Annotated in this window: 1 protein-coding gene; it reads left to right on the top strand. The window is 59.2% G+C overall.

Going from position 1 to position 1,293, the window contains the following annotated elements; translation table 11 throughout:
• The first annotated feature begins 9 nt into the window (after window positions 1-9).
• Window positions 10-1,098, top strand: coding sequence for a polyamine ABC transporter substrate-binding protein (locus tag A2I95_RS39020; RefSeq protein WP_027257112.1), 1,089 nt, complete (start codon window positions 10-12; stop codon window positions 1,096-1,098).
• The last annotated feature ends 195 nt before the right edge of the window (window positions 1,099-1,293 follow it).

The following is a 1,293-nucleotide window of genomic DNA, read 5'->3' as shown; positions in this document are numbered from 1 at the left end:
GAGAAATTCATGACACTGAAAACGATGACCATGACCGCCGTCGTTGCCCTTGGCACGGCCGCCGCCGCTACTGCGGAAGAGGTGCGCGTCTACAATTGGTCGGACTATATCGACGAAGGTCTGCTGGAGAAATTCGAAGCTGAAACCGGCATCGACCTGATCTATGACGTCTTCGACAGCAACGAGGTTCTGGAGACCAAGATGCTGGCCGGCGGGTCGGGCTATGACGTTGTGGTGCCGACCGGTTCCTTCATGGCGCGCCAGATCCAGGCCGGTGCCTTCCAAAAACTGGATCCGTCGAAACTGGCCAATTCAGGCAACATGTGGGACGCGATCGAGGAACGCACCGCCCTATATGACCCCGGCAATGAGTATTCCATCAACTATATGTGGGGCACCACCGGCATCGGCGTGAACGTCGGCAAGGTGAAAGAAGTGCTGGGAGAGGATGCCCCGATCGACTCGCTGGAGCTGGTGTTCAACCCGGTGAACATGGAAAAGCTGGCCAGCTGCGGCGTGCATTTCCTGGATGCGCCGGATGAAATGATCCCGGCGGCGCTGAAATACATCGGCGAAGACCCCAACAGCATGGATGCCGATGTGGTCGCCAAGGCCGAACCGGTGCTGCTGGGCGTGCGCCCCTATATCACCAAGTTCCACAGTTCAGAGTACATCAATGCCCTGGCCAACGGCGATATCTGCGTGGCATTCGGCTGGTCCGGCGATATTCTGCAGGCGCGCGACCGCGCAGCCGAGGCGAATAACAACGTTGAGATCGAGTTCAACGCCCCCAAGGAAGGCGCGCTGATGTGGTTCGACCAGATGGCCATTCCGGTCGATGCACCGAACCCCGATGGCGCCCATAAATTCCTGAATTTCATCATGGACGCGCACAACATGGCGGCGGCGTCCAACTATGTCTACTACGCCAACGGCAACAAGGCCTCGCAGGAATTCCTGGAAGAAGATGTGATCGGCGATCCCGCGATCTACCCCGGTGCAGAAACCGTCAAGAATCTGTACATCAAGGAAGGCTACCCGCCGAAAGTACAGCGCAAGGCCACCCGCATGTGGACCAAGGTCAAATCCGGCACCTGATCAGCCGGACCTGACCCGCGGGGCGCACCCGCCGCCCCGCATTTCCTGACGCGCCTGGGTTGCCCCATGCGCGGCCATCCGAGACATTCGCGCGATACTTCGCAGAAGAGGCCCGGCTTGACTGCTTCCGAATTCGAACCCTGGAACGATCCCGAGGCAAAGCCCTTGATCCACTTCCAGAACGTCACCAAACGC

The sequence above is a fragment of the Leisingera sp. F5 genome, from assembly GCF_001593695.1.
Note: the sequence above shows the minus strand (reverse complement) of the source record. Positions and strands in the feature narration are given on the sequence as shown.

What these genes read in the sequence shown, in the direction of transcription:
- A2I95_RS39020 (WP_027257112.1), top strand. Translation starts at nt 10, where the DNA reads ATGACACTGAAAACGATGACCATGACCGCCGTCGTTGCCCTTGGCACG.